Annotated in this window: 16 protein-coding genes; 6 read left to right on the top strand and 10 right to left on the bottom strand. The window is 41.0% G+C overall.

All coding sequences use genetic code 11. The features are described 5' to 3' along the window. Nucleotides 1-13: 13 nt before the first annotated feature. The 7 genes from R2Q66_RS10615 to R2Q66_RS10585 form a co-directional block, all read right to left on the bottom strand. Nucleotides 14-1,159 carry a FecR family protein gene (locus R2Q66_RS10615; protein WP_316748646.1) on the bottom strand — a complete coding sequence of 382 codons (1,146 nt, stop codon included), beginning with the start codon at nucleotides 1,157-1,159 and terminating at the stop codon, nucleotides 14-16. Between the two features lie 122 nt (nucleotides 1,160-1,281). Further along, entirely contained in the window at nucleotides 1,282-1,860 is a 579-nt protein-coding gene (locus R2Q66_RS10610) for an RNA polymerase sigma-70 factor (protein WP_316748644.1), read from the bottom strand. A gap of 179 nt (nucleotides 1,861-2,039) precedes the next feature. Beyond that, a complete protein-coding gene (locus R2Q66_RS10605) occupies nucleotides 2,040-3,443 on the bottom strand; it encodes a DUF3472 domain-containing protein (protein ID WP_316748642.1) in 1,404 nt (467 codons plus the stop codon). A gap of 225 nt (nucleotides 3,444-3,668) precedes the next feature. Then, on the bottom strand, nucleotides 3,669-4,934 hold the full coding sequence (locus R2Q66_RS10600; protein ID WP_316748640.1) for a hypothetical protein: 1,266 nt from the start codon (nucleotides 4,932-4,934) through the stop codon (nucleotides 3,669-3,671). Nucleotides 4,935-5,265: 331 nt separating this feature from the next. Continuing rightward, the gene (locus R2Q66_RS10595; protein ID WP_410479411.1) at nucleotides 5,266-5,562 is read right to left on the bottom strand and encodes a zf-TFIIB domain-containing protein; all 297 of its coding nucleotides are present in this window, start codon (nucleotides 5,560-5,562) and stop codon (nucleotides 5,266-5,268) included. Between the two features lie 213 nt (nucleotides 5,563-5,775). Further along, complete coding sequence (locus R2Q66_RS10590; RefSeq protein WP_316748636.1) at nucleotides 5,776-6,117, bottom strand: hypothetical protein; 342 nt, start codon at nucleotides 6,115-6,117, stop codon at nucleotides 5,776-5,778. Nucleotides 6,118-6,255: 138 nt separating this feature from the next. Continuing rightward, on the bottom strand, nucleotides 6,256-7,239 hold the full coding sequence (locus tag R2Q66_RS10585; protein WP_316748635.1) for a glycoside hydrolase family 43 protein: 984 nt from the start codon (nucleotides 7,237-7,239) through the stop codon (nucleotides 6,256-6,258). A gap of 404 nt (nucleotides 7,240-7,643) precedes the next feature. On the opposite strand from R2Q66_RS10585, the gene ccsA reads away from it, so the two are divergent. Further along, nucleotides 7,644-11,090, top strand: a complete 3,447-nt coding sequence (gene ccsA, locus R2Q66_RS10580; RefSeq protein WP_316748633.1) for a cytochrome c biogenesis protein CcsA — start codon at nucleotides 7,644-7,646, stop codon at nucleotides 11,088-11,090. Between the two features lie 93 nt (nucleotides 11,091-11,183). Here the strand turns inward: ccsA and R2Q66_RS10575 are convergent, their stop codons facing one another. Further along, nucleotides 11,184-12,662, bottom strand: a complete 1,479-nt coding sequence (locus R2Q66_RS10575) for a PLP-dependent aminotransferase family protein (RefSeq protein WP_316748630.1) — start codon at nucleotides 12,660-12,662, stop codon at nucleotides 11,184-11,186. 86 nt (nucleotides 12,663-12,748) lie between these two features. Here R2Q66_RS10575 and R2Q66_RS10570 point away from each other — a divergent pair, with 86 nt between their 5' ends. Together R2Q66_RS10570 and R2Q66_RS10565 are read left to right on the top strand one after the other, a co-directional pair. Continuing rightward, nucleotides 12,749-13,354 carry an FMN-binding negative transcriptional regulator gene (locus R2Q66_RS10570; RefSeq protein WP_316748628.1) on the top strand — a complete coding sequence of 202 codons (606 nt, stop codon included), beginning with the start codon at nucleotides 12,749-12,751 and terminating at the stop codon, nucleotides 13,352-13,354. A 1-nt stretch (nucleotide 13,355) separates the two neighbouring features. Then, nucleotides 13,356-14,396 (top strand): GNAT family N-acetyltransferase, encoded by a 1,041-nt coding sequence (locus R2Q66_RS10565; protein ID WP_316748626.1) that lies wholly within the window; start codon nucleotides 13,356-13,358, stop codon nucleotides 14,394-14,396. Between the two features lie 69 nt (nucleotides 14,397-14,465). On the opposite strand, the gene R2Q66_RS10560 is transcribed toward R2Q66_RS10565, so the two are convergent. Together R2Q66_RS10560 and R2Q66_RS10555 are read right to left on the bottom strand one after the other, a co-directional pair. Beyond that, nucleotides 14,466-15,449 carry an aldo/keto reductase gene (locus R2Q66_RS10560; protein WP_316748624.1) on the bottom strand — a complete coding sequence of 328 codons (984 nt, stop codon included), beginning with the start codon at nucleotides 15,447-15,449 and terminating at the stop codon, nucleotides 14,466-14,468. A 217-nt stretch (nucleotides 15,450-15,666) separates the two neighbouring features. Beyond that, nucleotides 15,667-16,512, bottom strand: a complete 846-nt coding sequence (locus tag R2Q66_RS10555) for a DUF6266 family protein (RefSeq protein WP_316748622.1) — start codon at nucleotides 16,510-16,512, stop codon at nucleotides 15,667-15,669. A gap of 340 nt (nucleotides 16,513-16,852) precedes the next feature. On the opposite strand from R2Q66_RS10555, the gene R2Q66_RS10550 reads away from it, so the two are divergent. The 3 genes from R2Q66_RS10550 (at nucleotide 16,853) to R2Q66_RS10540 (ending at nucleotide 20,468) form a co-directional block, all read left to right on the top strand. Further along, on the top strand, nucleotides 16,853-17,779 hold the full coding sequence (locus R2Q66_RS10550) for an AraC family transcriptional regulator (RefSeq protein ID WP_316748620.1): 927 nt from the start codon (nucleotides 16,853-16,855) through the stop codon (nucleotides 17,777-17,779). 99 nt (nucleotides 17,780-17,878) lie between these two features. Further along, nucleotides 17,879-18,619, top strand: a complete 741-nt coding sequence (locus R2Q66_RS10545) for an SDR family oxidoreductase (RefSeq protein WP_316748619.1) — start codon at nucleotides 17,879-17,881, stop codon at nucleotides 18,617-18,619. 211 nt (nucleotides 18,620-18,830) lie between these two features. Further along, nucleotides 18,831-20,468: a DUF6377 domain-containing protein gene (locus R2Q66_RS10540; protein ID WP_316748617.1), complete on the top strand. Its 1,638-nt coding sequence runs from the start codon at nucleotides 18,831-18,833 to the stop codon at nucleotides 20,466-20,468. Nucleotides 20,469-20,591 lie beyond the last annotated feature (123 nt).

Raw genomic sequence — 20,591 nt, 5'->3', positions numbered from 1 at the left:
TGTTGATTCTTTATTATTGGCTCACAATAACGGTATTTCCTGTTATCTTAAATTTCACCAGGCCTGTCGCCTGAAGCATATCCAGGACATTTGATAAGTTCTGCTCCCTCGACATCGTGCCCCCTAAACCGTCTGTTGGTATTTTTCCGGAATATTGGATTTTCACATTATACCATCTCGCTATTTTTCTCATCACAGATTCAATATTTTCCTCTTGAAATTTGAAATAACCATTCTTCCAGGCCACAGCTTGTTCAGTATCAGCCACGCTTACCTTTAAAACCCGCTCAGTTAAAACGGCTTGCTGATTAGGTTTAAGCAATGCAGATTTCCCTCCCGGATCAAGAGGGGAGATCCTGATCAATCCCTCCAGCAAAGTTGTTTTGGTCCCGGTCACATCATCACCATAACTATTGATGTTGAAATGGGTGCCCAATACTGCAACCTCCTGTTGTTCCGTTTTCACCAGGAATGGATGTTTTTTATCTTTTGATACTTCAAAATAAGCCTCACCACGTAAAAGCTCCACCTTTCTATTCGCTAATCCCGCAAAACTTAAAGGATATCTAAGGGAAGAGGCAGCGTTGAGCCAAACTTTGGTGCCATCAGGAAGTATGATTTGATATTGTCCGCCATTAGGGGTTTCAATGAGATTGTATTCAATTTTAGGATTGCCTTTTCCCGGTACACCAGAAACATGATAAATCAATTGTCCATCTACTGTTTTAGTGATTTTAATACCTGATAGTTCCGCAATAGCTCCATCTTTAGCATCTGTTAAGGAGATTCTTTTACCATCTGCCAAAGTCAGGAAAGCTTTATTACCGCCAGGCGCGATATCTTTAGCCGCAGTAATAATCAGGCTGTGATTTAGCGTTGGTTGTTTATAAAAATAGAAAGCAAGGCCAAGACAAAGAACCACAGAGGCCGCTATTGCTAGTTTTTTCAATAATTGAACCTTCCTAACCACAGTAGATGTATTCATGGCTATACCTGCCCAGATTTCATTATTGAGCTGCCCATAATCAGGTTTTTCGAAAAGGTCTTCCAGCTCTTTAGCGCGCATTACATACCAATCCTCGACTTGCTGTTGCTCCGCTGCGGTGCAGCGCCCTGAAAGATATTTTTCAATTAAATCCTGCTCTTCTTTATAATCCATTTTCTAATAGCTTATCTCTTTGATATCTGCTATACGATTTGATATGAAGTAAGTTGTATCCGATAGAGAAAAATAATTAGAAATCCGCCTGGAAAGGGGAGGCATCTTGTAAAGGATGGGGACTAAAGAAAGGGGAAAGCGGAGGAGAATAAAGCGGAACCTAGTTTTGTTTTTAAGACTTTAATTGCTTTGTTCATTTGAGTTTTAACAGTAAGCTCTGAAATATTCATTTCTGCGGCTATTTCCTTATAGCTGAGATTGGCTTTACGTTTTAATTCAAATACTTCGCGCATTCGCGAAGGAAGCTGTGCAATTTCGGCTTCTATAACAGCGGCCAGCTCATGCTCTCTAACTAAATGATCTGTAGTATTGGTTTGTTGAGGGGCAAAATTCTTTAAAGAAAGCAGGTGAGCTTCTGCAACTTTATACTTTTTGAAAACGTCGAGAATCCTGTTTCGAACAGCAGTGTATAAAAACGGAACAGGAGAGCTGTTTGATTCTAAATGATCTTGCTTGTTCCAGAGCATGATGAAAACATCCTGAACAATATCCTTGGCGCCCTCTTCGTCCTGTAAAAGTCTTCTGGCATGATGAAAAAGCACAGACCAATATCGTTCATAAAGTTCTCTATAGGCGGTTCTGTCGGAAGACTTTAGGAGTACAGTAAGCTCAATGTCTGAAAGGTTGTGATACAATCTCATAATTAAGGTTTAGTAGGTGAACGATGACTGCAATCAAACGTTTAAAATAGAGATGTGATTTAAAATTAGTAATAATCTAAACAATGTTAAATATATATTTTGTAAATGTTAACATATTAAACCAAAAAAAGTCCCACATCATTGTGAGACTTCCTGATTTTAAAACTCTGCTAACTTAATTATTTTTTTGTCTTAAAATCCTTGTTATTGATTTCCTCATTTTTAATTGCAACACTCACTCTTTCTTCAAAAGGTTTCAAATTCAGGTTAAGTTGTTGTTTTGAAACAGGCATTTCATCCGCAGTTTTCAACGTAGGCGTATACCCTCCGGAAGACATGTAAAACATATCCGGATATTTCTCAGAAACCCCTTGCTCATAATCCACGCGCTGACCAGGTTTACCATCCGTGTTAGAGAATCTCACCTTGTTCATATTCACCCATTTTCCCGTCTGATCTTCCATACCCCAGGCATTATAGTAATAAGCTTCTCTGCGAACCTGACCATTTGTATAGCCGAAATTCTCCAGGAATGAATAGAAACCATCAAAGGTACGCTGTTCTTTTGGCGCTCTCCAGGTGGCCACATATTTCCAGTCTTCACCTTCCAGTTTGTACCAGGCTGACAAAAGCACGGAGTTATTATCTTGTTTCAAAACGTTCATTAAAAACTTCACCGGTTCATTGCTTTTCCAGTTGGCAGTTTTCACATAAGATTGTCCTCCGGTTCCTTCGCCACCAAACGTGTTTACCGTGGTCGACTTGTCCTTGTCTACAAAGGAAACATAATCATGGGCAGTAATGGTTTTATCGTTTTCGGCATCTTTGCTATCCCAAACAGAGAAAAGTACCCTGCGTTCCGTAGCTGAATTGGTCTGTATCCCCATATATCCGCGGTAAAAACCTAAACTCATGTAGTAGGTTGCCAGTGGATCACTTCCTTTAGGAACCATGATTTCCTGGTAAATCCAGTTGTAAGATTTGGTGGTCGGTTGGGTAGCGCTAAAACTTAAATGCACAGAAGGAGAGGACTGATAGTCGGTTTGATTCACCTGTCCGCCATCCTGTAATGATTTAAAAGTTAAAGTCTTTATTTTAATGGCGGATTGAGGGTCCGTAACTGGTTTCAATTCATACCTGAAATAACCGGTTTCCGGCACTGTAATATTACCTGCGAACAACGAATTTTGTTGCCCTGTACCATTAAACGTTAGCTTTTTGCGAATGCTTTTGAAACCTTTAACAGGCACACTTGGCGTTACGATCAATTCAAAAGTTAAGTTCTTACCCTGATCAACAGTATTGTCGAAGTAGAAATCATACTGTCCGGGTTTTTGATAAAGATACCAGACTACGCTTTTACTTTTGTCGCTCCATTTGGAAACGATGCCTTTGTCTTCGGGATAGCCGACAGGGACAGAGACCCCGCGGTCACCGGGATTAAAAGGTTCAATATAGGCTTTGTTTGCTGGCACCGAAAATACTTCTTTGAAGTTTTTACTTTGCGCAAAGCCCGAAAGTCCGGCCGCTATAAAAAGCGCTGTTGCAATACCGGTTTTAGGATTTAGTGAATTTAGTTTCATCGTGTGTTTGGTTGTTTAACCAAATAACCCGATTTAAAAGGAAATTCCTGTCGTTTTTATTTACACAAACGTTTGCGGAAAATTCTTTCTTATTCAAAGACGACCTTTTTCATTTTCCGGAAAGGGATATCTGATTATAAAGCCAGCCAATAATCCGGATGTCGGAATTGGCTGGCTTTGTATTTCTTTTGAAAAGTATGATACTTTTCTCTGCTGATTACGATTTTAAGCGTTCGTATTGGAAGGTTTCAGGGGAGCAGCATCAGGAATCCTGGTCTGCCCGAATAAATCTTCTACCACGGATTGGGCCACTTCTAAGCGTGGTTTCTCTGCGTTTATCTTTTCTTCTTTTACCTTGACTGCTTTCGGTTTATCCGTTCTGTTTTTAACTGTCTTAGGTTTTCCTTCCGCGGTGTTTTCTTCTTTATTTTCAATTGAAAGAGAACCACCAGCAATACCAGCTGCTGTTTTCGCTAAATCTTCAATGATGTTTTTCCCAATCATACCATCCGAACCATTGCTCAATAATTGTTTCTGAGCAACTGGAATGATTTCTGCTGCTTTTTCCTCAAGCGGTGCGGGAGCAGGTTTAACCGGAACAGATTTAACGGGAGTAGATTTTACCTGAGCAAGCTGCGCTCTTAAATCTGCAAGTTCAATTTGCTGTTCCAGAACTATGGTTTTCTGCGCTTCAACCAGCGCTTGCTGTTCTTCAACTAAGGATTTATGTTCCTGCACTACAGCCTGCTGTTCCTGAATCAGACTTTCTTTTTCTGCCAGGTAAGACTTTAGTGCATGGATAGATTCGCCTGTTTCAGCAGCACCACCGGCTAACTTGTCCAGCGTTTTGGAGAATCCGTTTAAAACCAGATCTCCGGTTTTATGCTCATAACGGGCGCTGCGGTCAATTTCAGCCCATCCTTCTTCAAAAATACTGCGAACCTGTACCGCAACCTTGTATTCTTTTTTGCTTGGCGCAGTTTTGATCACATAATCAACTGACCGGTATCCATCAGCTTGTGTGTTTAAGTTACAACCCTTATCTGTAAATTCTTTAGTGATTACAGCAGTATCTTCTGCTCTGACATTGGCCGTAACGCTGCCTATAACGACAAACTGGTCAACTATACTTTCATGGATTTTCGCCCAGTCAGACTTGAATAGGGGAATGATTTTAATGTTGATCAGGTTATCAACCAGGGTTTCATAATTGGTTAAATCCAGGTTTACCTCTGGATTTTCCAACTGATAAGCAATAAGCTTAGTGATCAGTTCTTCCGAATTGTTCAGCTCATACCTGATGGCATGTACAGCATCGAATTTGAAAAGTATTTTGACAACTCCGGTGCCAATTTCATCGTATGCAGCTCTTTTTGATTCAAAATCGGCACTGATGTTTAACAGTTCTTCGTAATTAAGGTTGCTGGCTTTAAAATCTGCTGAATTAAGGTTGTGGTTTCTAAGAAAATCAGCTTGTTGGATCATACTCATTTATAAATGGTTTTGGTTTTTGATAGCGCTCAATTGATTGATTTCGAATAGAGATATATCAGGGTTTGTGGTTGATTTAACTATGGTTCTTCTATTTCAAAAATAGTCTTTTTGAGCAAAATTGGAAGAGCAGAACTGGATTTGATACCAGATTTTTAAAGGGTTATCAAGCTCAGTAAATGAAACTTATTGATACACTGGGAACTGTGTAGGGAATTATTAAGTGAAAACCGAAGAATGAACAGCAGAAAGATTTCTTTTTTAACAAACCAGGCTAAATAAAACAGGCCGGCATCAATTGCCGGCCTGTTGAACTTTCTGAATCAGCTCATTAAAAATCAAACAGATCTTCTAAAAAGGATTTCTTCTTTTTAGGGTAGCCATGCGAATTGTTTCCATGACCACGTTGATCGTGATTTCGCTGGTCATGATTTCGTTGCTCATGATTTCTCTGGTCATGTCCAGTAAAACTATCGTTTCTAAACGACTGATTATCTTTATTGTAGCTGTTTGTTGACGTGTTTTTATCCTGGTCAAAGGCCAATAGCTTATCTAATTCACCTCTATCCAACCATATCCCGCGACATTTCGGGCAGTAATCAATTTCTACATTATTTCTTACGGTCATTAATAAGGTTTCCTGGCAATTCGGACAATTCATAACTTTATTTTTCTTTTAGTATTAACAGATGGTTTAATTATTTTGGGAACTTCTCCTGATCAATAATAGCCAGAACCACAAATAGGGTAGGCTATACCAATCCTGCCTAACCTTTAGAGGTATGGGCGGATCATTTGATAAGGAAATCAATGGATAGCAGTGCTGATCAAATGATAATAACTAAAACGGAGTTAACCTGAAAAGAAAGGAATATTCACCATGTTGAGGCCAGTTCCAGGGTGCAAGGGCAATCTTTGTTGCTGCCTGCGGTACAATCGGACTAACAATAGTATCCTGATTGGTAAGACGAGGTTGGAAATACTTCGCCTTTTTAACAGGAGAAGTATAGCCCATCGATAAGGGGACATCTTCCAACAGCTCCCCCTGGAAATAAGAGCTGTAAAAGAAATCTGGATTTTCATTTGAGCAACCAGCAGAAAAAGCATTTGGTATAAAGCATAAACTCCATACAAAAATGACAGCGGCAAGAATGCCTTTTCTTAAACTAATCTTCTTTTCCAATGATATCCGGTATGAGTTTAAACAGTATCCCAAAATGGGATTTTACTCGCAGCAAGGTAACAACAATTCCAGTACAATCATGACCAATTCCGAAGGAAGAGGCCAAAGTAGCTAATTTTACGTCCTGATGAAATTTCGTTAACGCAAGAAATTAGCGGAAACTCCTGATGTAGTCATCACAACCGGTTTGATCAAACCATCTTTATCAAAATACATTTTATCAATACAAGTTTCTCTTGCATTTCCATTGGTCTGGTCTAAGGGTCTTCGGTGATACACAATGTACCAATCATCAGTTTTTTCATTTCTGATCACGGAATGATGACCTGCACCGTTGGCAATTTTTGCATCCTGTTGCAAAATCTTACCGACTCTTTTAAACGGTCCCATCGGAGAATCTGCAATCGCATAAGCCACACAGTAATCCGGACCTGTCCATCCGCCTTCCGACCACATAAAGTAATATTTATTATTCCTCATGAACATAAAAGGGCCTTCCACGTAGCTGTCTGGAGTGATTTCCTTAAATGTACTGCCATCTTTAAGTGGCGAAAAACCGGTAAACTGATCATTAAGCAAGGCAATGTTGCAATGTTTCCAACCCCCGTAAATCAGGTAATACTTTCCATCTTTATCTTTGAAAACAAATTGATCTATCGGTTGCGCCCCATTGTGGAATTTGTCGACTAAAGGTTTACCCAAATGGTCTTTAAATGGTCCGGCAGGGTGGTTTGCCACAGCTACTCCGATTCCTCCCGACTCCTTATCGCTTTGAATATCATTTGCCCCGAAAAACAAGAAGTACTGGTCTTTTTTCTTAATGATAGAAGGTGCCCAAATTGCCTTTTTTGCCCATTTAACACCTGCCGTGTCTAGTATCCGAGGATGCTTGGTCCAGTTGACCAAATCAGGGGAGGAGAAAGCATCAAAAAACACCTGTTTTTCATAAGGCGCTGAAAAAGTCGGGTAAATCCAATATTTCTTCCCAAATACCACAGCCTCCGGATCGGCATACCAGCCTTTAAATACTGGATTTCCGGAATGGGTCTTTTTTGGTGTAGTCTGAGCATTTGCGCTGTTTACAATTGGAAGTAAAATCAATGCGAGGAGTAATTTCTTCATTTTGGTTCTATAGTTGGTTGGTTTAAAGGCAAACAATCAGACCTCAGCCATTAATTGTCTATCTCTAAAGCATAGAAAAACAATTTAGCAAAGCCATTAAACAAGTATAATATAAAAATCATTAAGGAAGCGTAACAAGTATCCGACAAAACAAGAGAACCAAACCAAACTACCAAACAACCAAACAAATCCCGAAACCAGCTCAAACTCTGCTGTTAAGTAACAAAAACCATGAAATAAGCTCAGCCCGGGTTAAAACCGCGTTTAGTTTCGTCTTTTTTTTGCCATAAAATTATTAACCCTCATTTTTCTAAATCTCTCGGGTCATCTTTGTCGGAATTGATAAGGAACAGCTCCTTATGCTGGTGAACAAACCGGTACAAAAGAAAAAGAAAAACACACGAATGATTACAAGGTTAGGCAAAATTCTCTTTTCCACCCGAATGATGGGTGCTATGTTATTGTTATACGCTTTCTCCATGGCCATGGCCACCTTTGTTGAAAATGATTATGGGACGGCAGTAGCCAAAGCATTAATCTACAACTGCTGGTGGTTCGAGCTGGTGATGGTCATATTGGTCCTCAACTTTATCGGGAATATCGGTAGGTATCAATTGACACAACGCAAAAAATGGCCGCTATTGGTCTTTCACCTTGCATTTGTCATCATCTTTATCGGTGGATACATTACCAGATATGTGAGTTTCGAAGGATCTATGCACATCAGAGAAGGGGAGTCTACAGATGAAATCATTTCTGATGCAACATTTTTCAAAGTACAAATCGGAAAAGGTGATGAAGCATTAGCCTACGATGATCAACCGGCAATTCTAATCTCTAACCGCATTCCAAGCTATTTAAAGCCTTTCAAGAAAACTTTCAAAGGAGAATACGACTACCAGGGACAACGGGTTAAAATCAAAGTGATCGATTTTTACGCCAGAGCACAAGACTCTTTAGTCCGCACAGCTACCGGAAAACCGACTTTACACCTGGTGATTTCTGAGAATGAAAAGAGAGTAAATAAATACATTCCTTCAGGAACAGTACAACTGATTGCGAATATGTTGGTCAGCTATAATAAAGAAACAGCTGGCGCAATCAATATTTCTGATGCCAGTGGCACCTTGCAAATTTCAAGTCCTTTTGAAGGGAACTATATGATCATGGCCACTCAGCAAAGAAATACCGTACCTGCGGAAAGCCCTGCACAACCTTTCAATTTAAGAAGCTTATATACTTTCGGCCGATTAGGGTTCGTAGTTCCCGAAGCACCGATTCCAGGTAACATCATCTATCTGGAAGGCGATAAAATTAAACATGAACATGATCTGGACCTGGTTAAAGTACAGGTTACGACTGGAAATGTAGTTGATACCGTATCTTTTTATGGCGGTAAAGGAATCACGAATTTCCAACATCAAAGTGAAATCGGCGGACTAAGAATCTCGATGGCTTACGGTTCTAAAATCTACAAAACTCCGTTCTCCATTAAATTGGTTGACTTTAAAATGGAGAAATATCCAGGTAGTAACAGTCCTGCTTCTTACTCTTCTGATGTGTTAATTCAGGACGGTGGACAAGATACCCCATACAAAATATACATGAATCACGTGTTGGATAAAGCAGGTTACCGCTTGTTCCAGGCTAGTTTTGACGATGATGAGAAAGGAACAGTCCTTTCTGTAAATCATGATGAACTGGGCACAAACGTTACTTATATCGGTTATACCTTATTATTCCTGGGCATGTTCGTCACTTTATTCTGGAAAGGAACTCATTTTTCTAAACTAAATGAGCAATTGAGAGCACTCTCTAAATCAGCGAAATCAAAATCTCTTTTACTGGCGTTTTTATTCCTTCCATTAGGTGCTGCATTTAGTCAAAAGATCGATATGCACGGTAAGAACGGATCAACCGCGATTCCGGGGCTGGTAAAACCACAAGCGCAAATGCCGGCAGACGATGGTCATAATCATGCGCCTGGCGATGGACACAACCATTCTGCTGATGATGGTCACAACCATGCACCTGCGAGCACACAAACACAAATGCCTGCGGACGACGGTCATAATCATGCACCTGGCGATGGTCACGACCATTCTGCCGATGCAGCAGCACCTGTCGGACAAGCGCACAACCACTCACAACCAAGCAAAGCGGAAATGCAAATGCTGTTGTCTGCAAAATCTGTAGACCCGGTACAATTTGCTTCTTCTATAAAAATCGATCTGGCACACGCTGATAAATTCGGTCATTTGCCAGTTCAAAATATCGACGGAAGGGTAGAGCCAATCAATACGATGGCCTTAGAAATCCTGAGAAAACTCCACCGTAAAGATCGTTTCCACAGCTTAAATGCTAACCAATTCTTCCTTTCTGTTTCTACAACGCCTTTCATCTGGGTAAACGTTCCGATCATTAAAATCGGTGCAAAAGGTGGTCCTGGGTTGTTAAAAGCGGTTAAAGCTGATGAAGGTGGTTATACTTCTATGATTAACCTGTTACAGGTTGGCGAAGATGGAACGCTTCAATTTATCCTTAAAGACGATTATTCGAAAGCTTTTGCGAAGAAACCAGCAGAGCAAAATAACTACGATAAAGAGATTATCGACCTGAATGATAAGTTACAGGCGATGCAATCCCTGATCAACGGTCAATATTTACGCATCTTTCCTATTGCAGGTGACGCAAACAATACCTGGATTGCCATGCCTTCTGCATTGCCTGGATCTGCTTTAGTTGGGGAGTTAAATCCAATTGATCGCTATGCTAAAAGTATTAAAGACGGTCAGGAGACTGGAAACTGGGACGCAGCAAATGCAGCTTTAGATAAAATCAAAGATATCCAGTTGAAATTCGGTAAAGATGTAATGCCTTCTGACACGAAAGTATTCTGGGAAGTAAGCTATAATTCATGGAATATCTTCCTGAACTTAATGATTACTTACGCGATGTTAGGTGCAGTAATTCTTGGATTGGCATTCTTTAAGTTGTTTAAGAATTCCAAAATGCTGGACAAGCTGGTAACATTCGTATTGATTTTAATCAGTATTGCTGCATTCCTTCAAGGATTTGGATTAGCGACAAGATGGTATATTTCTGGTCACGAGCCATGGAGTAATGGTTACGAAGCGGTCTTGTTTATCAGTTGGATCGGTGTACTTTCTGGCCTTGGGATGTATAGAAACAGTAATGCTTTTATCCCTGCCGCAGGTTGTTTAATTGCCGTGATCCTGATGGGATTTGCACATGGTGGATCACAGATGAACCCGCAGATTACACCATTGGTTCCGGTACTTAAATCTTACTGGCTGATGATTCACGTTGCGATTATCACCTCTAGTTATGGTTTCTTCGGATTAAGTGCCCTGATGGGAACGGTAGTCTTAATTTTATACATTATTGACAATAATAAGATCTCTGCGAAAGTGAAATCTTCGATCACAGAATTGACGATTGTGAACGAGATGTCCTTAACTGTTGGTCTGTTTTTACTGACTGTAGGTACTTTCTTAGGCGGTATTTGGGCAAATGAAAGCTGGGGACGTTACTGGAGCTGGGACCCTAAAGAAACCTGGGCATTTATCTCTGTGATCGTTTACGCCTTCGTTTTACACGTTCGTTTGATTCCAGGATTAAGAACTAAATACCTGTTTAACTTGTTGTCGCTATTGGCTTTCTCTACGATTATTATGACGTATTTCGGCGTGAATTACTACTTAACCGGACTGCATTCTTATGCACAGGGTGATCCTGTTCCGATCCCATCATGGGTGTATGTAACAGTAGCGGTGATTTTTGTATTGGCCTTTATCTCTTACAAAAGATATAAGATGCGCAAAAAGTAGTCCAGACTACTCCATATATTTTAGGCTGATCATATGATCAGCCTTTTTTGTTTGCAGGTAAATTTTATTCCTGACTAAATCTTGCATCTTCTATTATGAAATGAGTCTTTTTATAATTTCGACACTGCGCGTTAAATCTTCCAGTGGGGAAGAGGCAAAGCCCAAACGAATGCCATTGCTTTGATACTCGGGATATTGGTGTCCTTTTCCATCAGATAAGTATAAACCTTCTTTAAACGCTCTTTTCGACAATTCTTCCAGGTTAATGGAAGGATCAAATTCAGCCCATACTGACATACCGCCTTCCGGAACACTAAACTTGATGATGTCTTTTAGTTCTGTTTGTAATAGATTACAAAAGAAGTCGCGCCTTTCTTCATATACCGAAAGCGTTTTCCGAAGGTAGCGCTGTACGGTGCCATCATTCAGTAAATCCGCCATGGCATTATCCAGCACATGATCACCCTGTCTGTCTAGCAAAATCCGGACTTTAGCCAGGTGCTCAATCACGTTTTCAGCAGCCACCAGATAGCCCATGCGAAAGGCTGGAGAAAAGCTCTTACTAAAGGAACCGCAGTAAATGACCATTCCATGTTCATCAGCACTAGCCAATGGCAGCAGCGGACGGTGTTTGAAATGGAAATCAAAATCATAGTCGTCTTCAAAAATGATAAAACCATACTCATTTGCGAGCCTGAGCAACTCCAGTCGGCGGTCTATTCTTAAAGATACAGTGGTGGGGTATTGATGGTGAGGAGTAACGTACACCATTCTCACTTTTTGCTGCTTGCAGATCTTGCGAAGCTCATCTACCAGCATCCCATGTTCGTCTACAGGAACCCCAATCAGTTTCGCCCCTGCATGCAGAAAGTTATGTTCCGCGCGTCTCCATCCCGGACGTTCAGAAACCACTACATCTCCAGGGTTGATCAAGGCATTGCAAACCAGGTTAATGCCCATTAAAGTGCCCCTTACGGAAAGTATGTGCTCTGGACTGGTTTTGAAACCCCTGCTGGTATTGAGATAGTCAGACAAGGCTTGTCGGTAGGGATATGGGCCCGCAGGATTTCCGTAACTGCCAAATTTAGGATACAGTCCACTTCTGCTCAGTTGATTGCGGTAAGCCCGGTAAAATTCCTTTAATGGGGCAAGCCTGGGATCCGGGTAACCGTCGTCTAAATGTAGATCTGGCAAAGCTGTTTCTAAAATAGGCTGGAGGTAATCATTAGCTTCAAAAGTAAATCCCGGGATCTTCGGGGGGCTCGCTGCAATGGCCTTTAATTTTTCAGGATCATGATCTGCCACATGACTGGAAACGAAGGTGCCACGACCTACAGCCGATTCCAGCCAACCTTGCGTCAATAGCTCTCCATAGGCTTTAGAAACAGTAATCCTGTTGATCTTTAAAAGATGAGCCAGTTCCCTGCTGCCAGGTAATTTCTGACCAGAACGGACTTGGCCATTCCGGATCATGGATAAAAGCGCATCTGCCAATTGGAGGTACACCGGCCTTTCCGCTGAACGGTCAAGGGATAGGTTTGCAAATATTGGGTTGATAATTGGACTATTCATTATCTCGTAATTGGACTACAAAGGTAATCCAATTGTTAGCTATTTTTGTTCCAGTAAAACATTAATCCATTAACAGATCGCAGGCAATGTATATACCTAAGCAATTCGGGTTTGAGGAGAAAGCAGAAAAGATCGCTTTCATGAAGCAATATAGTTTTGCCACGATAGTGACGGATAAAGATGGCCTTCCTATCGCTACCCAGCTTCCTTTTATCATCACAGATAGTAATGGGGATCTGGTCTTGACGGCCCATTTTGCTTTAGCGAATGAACAGGCCAAATACATCGGGGAAAACACTTCGCTGGTCATTTTTTCAGCACCTCATGCCTATATTTCGCCTGTTCACTATGATAAAGTGGAAAGTGTACCCACCTGGGATTATGTAACCGTACATGCCTATGGAAAGGCGAAAATCGTTCAGGAGGAAGCAGCAAAAATGAAGGCCCTGGAACACATGATCCTGTTTTATGAACCCGGTTACCTGGAACAATGGGATAGCTTGTCGGATAAGTTCAAAAAAGGAATGATACGGGGAATTGTAGCCTTTGATCTGAAAGTAAACGATCTACAGGCGCAGAAAAAAATAAGTCAGAATAAAACCGAAATTGAGCGCCGAAGAATAGCAGACCATTTGGAGAAAAGTGAGGACAGCGCAGAAAAAGCAATAGCAGACTATATCAGGAAAATATAATATGGAACCAATCGAAATCACTAAAGCCTCCCTGGAGGATTATAAAACCATACAGGTATTAGGGCGACAAACTTTTGAAGAAACCTTTGCAAACAGTAACACCGCTGCAGATGTGGCGAAATATCTGGAGGAAAACCTAAGCGAAGAAAAGATGAGAACCGAACTTGCAGACCCAAATTCCAGCTTCTTTATCGCCTGGGAAGGCGAAAAGCCTGTAGGATATTTAAAAATAAATCAGTGCAAGGCACAAACAGAATTGCAGGATGATAAGGCATTGGAAATAGAACGCATTTATGTAAAAAGCAGCCATCATGGTAAAAAGGTAGGTCAGCTGCTCTATGAGAAAGCGCTGGACTCGGCCCGATTGGAAGGGAAAACCTATCTGTGGTTAGGGGTATGGGAAAAAAATCCAAGAGCCATCCGATTTTATGAGAAGAATGGATTCGTCGCCTTTGATACGCATATTTTCAGAATGGGGGATGATGTGCAAACAGATATCATGATGAAAAAGACATTGAATCCTTTGATAGACTTTAGCATTCAGCCGCTGCTGGAGAACGAAAATATCCTGCTCATCCCATTGGAGGAAACTGATTTTGAAGCCTTATACAGCCTGGCTTCAGACCCAAAGATCTGGGAGCAGCACCCCAATAAGGATCGCTGGAAGAAAGATGTTTTCCAGAATTTCTTTGATGGGGCAATGCAAAGTAAAGGGGCCTTTAAAATTGTAGATAAAAACACCAACGCCCTGATGGGAAGCACGAGGTTTTATGATTATAGCGAGCAGGAAAACAAGATTTTCATAGGCTATACCTTTTATGGCACCGCTTATTGGGGGAAAGGAATCAATCCCGCGGTCAAGAGGATGATGATGGATTATATATTTCAGTTTGTATCAAAAGTCCAGTTTCACATCGGCGCTACGAATCTCCGCTCACAGATCGCCATCGGCAGAATTGGAGCAGTAAAAGTAGCGGAAGAGGAGGTTACTTATTTTGGCGAAAGCCCCAGGTTCAATTTTGTATACGAGATCAATCGTTAAGAAAAAAACATAGACAGTGAAAAAGGCATGGAGTAAATCTGCTCCATGCCTTTAATATTAAGTGCTTACTTAGATCTTATTCAGTTCAGTGTTGATAAAGCTCAATTCTTCTGCGTTTAAATCAAAGTTCATCGCTTGCGCATTTGAAATCGCCTGTTCCGCATTTCTTGCCCCGGCTAATACAATCGTAATCCCTTTTTGTAAGGTCGTCCAACGTAAAACCAATTGTGCCAGACTTGCGTTTTTCTCCGCTGCAATCGGACGAATACTTTCTAAAAATGTTTTCACTTTATCCAGGTCAAACTGACCGAAATATCCGTTTCTATGGTCGTCACTTTTCAGCTTCTCATTCTGGAAATATTTACCGGAAAGTAAACCTCTTTCCATCGGACTGTAAACAATGATACCAATGTTATTTTCTAAGGTATAAGGTACAAGGTCCTTTTCGATACCGCGGTTCAGCATACTGTAAGCCACTTGATTTGCTGCCGGAACAAAGGTGTTTCCTGCTTCTTTCAATTGATCTAAACTGTAATTTGAAACTGCTGCTGCACGAACTTTTCCTTGCTGGATTAAGCTTTCCATTGCTTCCATCGTCTCATCGATAGGCGTGGTTGCATCTGGCCAGTGCTGCTGAATTAAGTCGATATAGTCTGTGTTTAAACGTTTCAGACTCTCTTCAACTTCCTTAATGATGTTCGCTTTTGAAGCTAATTTGTAAATCGGAACGTTCTTTCCATCTAAAGGGAGGTCAAAAAAATGCTCGCCTTTACCTTGATTGCTACCATCCCAAACTAAACCGAATTTGGTTAAAAGCTGTACTTTAGTTCTGTCTTTTCCTTTTAACGCTTGCCCGATCAATTCCTCACTTAATCCGAAACCGTAAAAAGGAGCCGTATCTAAGCTGGTCACACCATGATCCAGAGAAGCATGAATGGCTTCAATAGAATCTTTTTCTTCATTTCCACCCCACATCGTACCACCAATTGCGAAGGCACCATAAGTAATTGTCGATAATTCTAATGCTGTATTTCCTAATTTTCTATATTCCATTTTGTTATTGTTTATTGAAGGCACAAAAATCCTCAAAATTAGGCTATCGTCAAAATAACCTATGTTCTAGCTATGTATCATTTAAATGATAGTAATCCAGTGATAAATGATAATAAACTGATGAAATCAAAAGATTTTTTTCATAGCTCTGCCAAAGAACAAAGAAAACATTCCTCTCTTCAATTCATGTTCAGACCATAAAAGGGGCAAATCCTGACTAGTTCGGTTGGTCGGGGATTTTATTCCTGGCAGGAGGCTGAAAAGGAGAGTTTACCTTTGTATTCAGGTAGGAATTCAGTTTGAGTTTTGCAACAACCTTAGTGTTAATTACGGAATTAACCTTAACAGCAAACTGTTTTTTAACGGTTTTAATGGGACTTTCTTTAAAATCAGCGATTTCTGATGTAGCTACAGACAGCGGCTCTTGCTTTGCGATACTTCCCGCATAAACACTATCAGAAATTTCAGTTGCATCCTCATTAACAAAGGAAATATAGGCCTCTACGCGTTGACTGGCAAGATTTTGGTCAATCTGAACGCTTTGTTTTCCATCCTTTCTGTGAGATCCACTGAGGATATGCGTGTGCTGATTCTGATCCGGCCAGTAGAGTAATAACATGGCCCGGTCTTTTTGATTTTTCCAGGGTAGATCGGCAGGAACTTCCCAGCTGAATTCAATTTCTGCTCCTACATGCTGTATGGACGGTTTTTCTGCTTTCAAAAGTGTCCCCATACTCAACATGGCCTTAGGATAATCAAGTTCAGCATCAGGATATACACCTGTTACCGCGTGTTTTTTATTGTAGGAAACAGCTTCATTATAGAAGTTTCTATCCGTACCTACCACTTTTAGCCTAAAGCCGACTTTAATAAAAGAACTGATAGGGCGGAGAAACTTGTTCACGATGGTCATGCGGTCACAATTGATCTTTCTGGCAGGGCTGAGGGGCTTGCCGCTATGCCCAATGGTCCTGATTACGTTTTTACCGTTCAGCTCATAGCCGACTAAGTTGCCTACCCGGCCGTTAAATCCACCAAACAGTCCATTTTGTAAACTTCCCATAGTGTTGTTGTTTATTGATAAGCAGCTTGTTATCGGGGGTTAATGTAGTCATTCTTTCGGCTTCTGCTCTTGTTGATTTTGATAAAAGTTCAAGACATATTCAATCTAAATACAATCTCTGGTCATCCTCAATTCATGGTTAAAAGGTCAATTAGACCTATGAGGGATTAATCAACCATTAAGTAACCATGGTTGGATGATGAAGAGGAGTAATCCGCACATGGAACGCATCTGGAAAGGATATCAGAGGGGGCTGGCCAGGTTTAAACGTTTGCTCAAAAATTTAATAGATCCCGATAGGTAGAAAACAATTACTTTCGCCTATTCAATCTGGAACTATATGCAACAAACGGGAGCGATATCTAAAGATCTGGCAGATTTGTATAAAACGATGGGCTTACCTGTAGATTCCGTTCAGGGATCAACAGGCTTTACCGTTCATGCTTTAAAAGAAACGTTCAAGGACCTGCCTTTTAAATCTATCGCTCACCGCCCTGATTATTTCAGCTTTGTCTTTGTTAAGGATGCCAGGGGGAGTTATGTTATAGATGAATTGTCATTTGACATTAGCCCGGGCACCATCTATTTCACTAATCCCGGAAATTACAGGAGTTTTGAATGGGAAGAAATTACCGATGCCTATCTGATTACTTTTACGGAGTCCTTCCTGAAAACTAATTTTCATGCTAATGTATTTCTGGACTTTTCTTTTTTACTCACAGAGACTGTTCAACCAAGGCAAATACTGGCGGGACAATTTGCCGAAATTGAACAGCTTTACCAACTGATTCTTAAAGAACAGCAAGGGAACTCTCCTTATAAAAATAAGGTTATCGCCAGTTTGTTTGTGGCCTTATTGTTAAAAATCAAAGCCTGTTTCTGGCAGGATTATAACCCCATTATGGAAGGCGACCGTACTTCTGCTATTGTGAGAACATTTAAACAGAATCTGGAAGCACATTACAGAGCCTTAGCTTTAAGAGAAGATAAGGTATTGTTTCGTGTGCAGGATTATGCAGATTTACAGCATTTGCATCCCAATTACCTGAGTACGGTGATTAAAACCAAGACAGGGAAACCGGTAAGCGGCTGGATTGCAGAAAAAACAGTAGCAGAAGCAAAAGCGTTGTTACAGCAGTCGGACGCCTCCATCAAAGAGATCTCTTTTAGGCTGGGTTTTACAGAGCCTACCCATTTTAGCAATTACTTTAAGAAACATACCCAGCTTACACCGATAGCGTATCGCAAGCAGCACCTAAGTGCTTAATATATGTTCCTATCTTAGAATTTAACAAGTAATTCTTTAATAGCTGTCCTTTTCTGAACTGATCATTAGCTGATCTTTGAATCCTCAAATAAAGAAAACATGAATACGTTAAAAGATAAAGTAATCCTGGTAACCGGTGCATCAAGAGGTATTGGCGCCAGCATCGCACAGCACCTCGCTGCTGCGGGGGCTCAGGTAATCGTAAACTATGCAGGGAGCAAGGAAGCAGCGGATCAAACGGTTACTGAAATCCTCGCACAAGGTGGCGAAGCTATCGCAATTCAGGCAGACGTTAGCAATTCCGCTGCGGTTAAATCCCTGTTCGATCAGGCCATTGAACATTACGGTAGGATCGATGTATTGGTTAACAATGCGGGGATCATGATCACGAAATTACTAAAAGACACAACAGATGAAGATTTCGCAAAGCAGTTTGATGTCAATGTAAAAGGAACCTTCAATACCATGCGCGAAGCGGCTACACGTTTAGCCGATAAAGGTAGTATCATTAACTTTTCTACCTCGGTAAACCGAATCATGTTGCCGGGTTATAGTACTTATGTAGCCACAAAAGCAGCGGTAGAACAACTTACGCGTGTGTTTTCAAAAGAAGTCGGGGATAGGGGCATCAATGTGAACTCCATTTCTCCCGGTCCAACCAATACGGAGTTGTTTACCACTGGAAAACCTAAGGAGGTTATAGACCGTCTCGCTTCCCTTTCTGCTTTTAACCGCATCGGAGAACCGGAAGATATCGCCAAAGTGGTCGTATTTCTTGCCAGTGATGAAGCAAAATGGATAACTGCGCAAAATATCGGAGCAAATGGTGGAATGGCTTAAGGCCATTCCACTGAACTTCGACTTGGATAGCTATTTAGCTGTTTTTCGACCAGTTGTAGTAATTATGATCCTGATCTAATTCAAAGCCGCATTTAGGATATAATTTGTTCCCGATATCATTAGTTTTTCAATAGTTTTGTGGCACAACCCTATGCCCGTGTCTCCACAACATAAAAAAGTTTTCCTCCTTATTTTTCTATTAATCTCCAGGATGACATCCGGCTATGCAAGCGTTAGTATACCTGAATTAGACTCCCTGCTAAAAACGCTCGACCAAACCATCCAACACCAAAAAATCTACTCCGACAGGAGGGAAGCCCGCATTGCCATTCTTAAAGAAGAACTTAGGTCTCCAAAAGAATCAAAAGAAAGCCCTGAACTGTTAAAAAGAAACACTTACGCACTTTACACTAAACTTTACGAGGAATACCAACCTTACCAAAGCGATTCTGCGATAAAATTTGTCAACCGCAATCTGGAAATCGCTTATCAGTTAAAAGATCCCTCAAGAATCGCGGAATCTAAACTACAGCTTTCCGCACTTTACGCCATTGCAGGTATGTCTATGGACGCAGCAAGCCTATTGAGAAGTTTGCAATCCAGTCAATTGACCACAAATTTGAAAATCGGTCTATATCAAGCCTACAAAGACCTTTACAGCAATCTTGCGGCCTACCATAACGTCAATACGGAAAAATATCGCCAATACAATACGGCTTACAGAGATTCCTTACTGCAGGTGTTGCCAAAAGAATCCAGAAACTACAAAGGCGTTTACGCAGAAAAACTAAGCAGCTCCGGAGAATATAAAGCAGCAGAAAAGATCTTGCTGAACCTCTTAGCCGGGGTAAAAGCCAACAGCCACGAATATGCAATCTGGAGTTCCGCTTTAGGAAATGTCTATAAACACTTAGGAGACACCCCGCTACAGCAAAAGTATTTTGCCTTATCGGCCATTTCCGATATCCGGAACGCGATTAAAGAGAACACCTCCTTACAGGAACTGGCCATTTCACTTTACGAAACCGGCGATTTAGACCGGGCTTATCCCTATATTAAGTCATCCATGGAAGATGCCATCTTCTGTAATGCCGCATTGCGTACCATCGTGATCTCTAAGATTTTTCCAATCATAGACGCCGCCCACCAAACGAAAGTAAAACAGCAAAGAACCCAGTTACTTCTCCTGCTGGCATTGATTAGTGTACTTTCTGCCGGATTAATTGCCGCAGTCATCTACGTGATCAGGCAAATGAAAAACCTGGAAAAAAGCAGACTGGAGCTACAAGAAGTAAACAAGCTTTTGAAAACGTTAAACCAGGACCTGCAAAATGTAAATCAGCAATTGAACGCGACAAACAGTCAGCTTCAGGAAGCAAACCACATCAAAGAAGAGTATATCGGAAACTTTCTTGACCTGTGTTCGAACTACATCAACAAGCTCGAAGATTACCGGAAATCTCTAAACAAGAAAGCCAGTACCGGTAACATGGAAACGCTTTTGAAAATGTTGAAATCTACAGAACTGATGACCGCAGAGCTAAAAGCATTGTACAAGAATTTCGACGATACCTTCCTGCACCTGTACCCTGATTTCGTAACCGAATTTAACAACCTGCTCATCGCAGAAGAGCGCTTTGAGCTAAAGCCAGGAGAACTAAACACCGAACTAAGGATTTATGCTTTGCTGAGACTAGGCATAAACGACACGGCAAAGATTGCTGCTTTTCTACGCTGCTCGATGAGTACCATCTACAATTACAGAACGAAAGTGAGGAATAAAGCCATCGTTCCACGCGAAAACTTCGAGGATTATGTCAGGGAAATCGGTACAATAGCTGCATCTTAACCACGTTAGTTCTACATTTTAAGGCTCTGTAAATAATGCAACTACCTAATTAAAAGATAAATAACCTAAATTTAGGTCTACATTTTTAAAAACCGGAGGTCGAACAAAGGAATTCGCGGTTAC

It is taken from the genome of Pedobacter gandavensis, assembly GCF_032677645.1.
GTDB classification, from domain to species: domain Bacteria; phylum Bacteroidota; class Bacteroidia; order Sphingobacteriales; family Sphingobacteriaceae; genus Pedobacter; species Pedobacter gandavensis_A.
Note: the sequence above shows the minus strand (reverse complement) of the source record. Positions and strands in the feature narration are given on the sequence as shown.

Coding starts and splice junctions, on each gene's coding strand:
- R2Q66_RS10615 (WP_316748646.1), bottom strand. CDS start 1,159: ATGGATTATAAAGAAGAGCAGGATTTAATTGAAAAATATCTTTCAGGG.
- R2Q66_RS10610 (WP_316748644.1), bottom strand. CDS start 1,860: ATGAGATTGTATCACAACCTTTCAGACATTGAGCTTACTGTACTCCTA.
- R2Q66_RS10605 (WP_316748642.1), bottom strand. CDS start 3,443: ATGAAACTAAATTCACTAAATCCTAAAACCGGTATTGCAACAGCGCTT.
- R2Q66_RS10600 (WP_316748640.1), bottom strand. CDS start 4,934: ATGAGTATGATCCAACAAGCTGATTTTCTTAGAAACCACAACCTTAAT.
- R2Q66_RS10595 (WP_410479411.1), bottom strand. CDS start 5,562: ATGACCGTAAGAAATAATGTAGAAATTGATTACTGCCCGAAATGTCGC.
- R2Q66_RS10585 (WP_316748635.1), bottom strand. CDS start 7,239: ATGAAGAAATTACTCCTCGCATTGATTTTACTTCCAATTGTAAACAGC.
- ccsA (WP_316748633.1), top strand. CDS start 7,644: ATGATTACAAGGTTAGGCAAAATTCTCTTTTCCACCCGAATGATGGGT.
- R2Q66_RS10575 (WP_316748630.1), bottom strand. CDS start 12,662: ATGAATAGTCCAATTATCAACCCAATATTTGCAAACCTATCCCTTGAC.
- R2Q66_RS10570 (WP_316748628.1), top strand. CDS start 12,749: ATGTATATACCTAAGCAATTCGGGTTTGAGGAGAAAGCAGAAAAGATC.
- R2Q66_RS10565 (WP_316748626.1), top strand. CDS start 13,356: ATGGAACCAATCGAAATCACTAAAGCCTCCCTGGAGGATTATAAAACC.
- R2Q66_RS10560 (WP_316748624.1), bottom strand. CDS start 15,449: ATGGAATATAGAAAATTAGGAAATACAGCATTAGAATTATCGACAATT.
- R2Q66_RS10555 (WP_316748622.1), bottom strand. CDS start 16,512: ATGGGAAGTTTACAAAATGGACTGTTTGGTGGATTTAACGGCCGGGTA.
- R2Q66_RS10550 (WP_316748620.1), top strand. CDS start 16,853: ATGCAACAAACGGGAGCGATATCTAAAGATCTGGCAGATTTGTATAAA.
- R2Q66_RS10545 (WP_316748619.1), top strand. CDS start 17,879: ATGAATACGTTAAAAGATAAAGTAATCCTGGTAACCGGTGCATCAAGA.
- R2Q66_RS10540 (WP_316748617.1), top strand. CDS start 18,831: ATGACATCCGGCTATGCAAGCGTTAGTATACCTGAATTAGACTCCCTG.